The sequence below is a fragment of the Pseudomonas sp. H1h genome (genome assembly GCF_000633255.1).
Taxonomy (GTDB): domain Bacteria; phylum Pseudomonadota; class Gammaproteobacteria; order Pseudomonadales; family Pseudomonadaceae; genus Aquipseudomonas.
In genome coordinates, this window is record NZ_AYMJ01000071.1 from 1 (window position 1) to 314 (window position 314).

The following is a 314-nucleotide window of genomic DNA, read 5'->3' on the forward strand; positions in this document are numbered from 1 at the left end:
ACCGGCGAACCGGTCACTGGCGCGCCGACGGTCGCGGTGTAGGTGACGGTGCCACCTTCGGCAGCAGATTCGGTCGCGGTCAGTTTGACGGTGGTGGTGTCGATGGTGTCGGTGACGTTGGTCACGGCCGGCGTGGTGCTTGGCACCAGGCTTTCGAAACTGCCGCCGGTGGCGGACTTGATCGTGGCCTGGACAGTGCCGGCATCTTTATAGACGTCGTCAGCCGGAGCCGGAACGGTCACGGTGCCGGTGGTTTTGCCGGCGTCGATGGTGATCACGGCGCCGTTGCTGAGGGTCACGGTCACTGGCGAGCC

The 314-nt window shown here is 65.9% G+C and carries 1 protein-coding gene; it reads right to left on the reverse strand.

Annotated features, from left to right (window positions below; translation table 11 throughout):
- Positions 1 to 314, reverse strand: a 314-nt coding sequence (locus U862_RS29265; protein ID WP_157836092.1) for an immunoglobulin-like domain-containing protein, incomplete at both ends; no start/stop codon positions are given.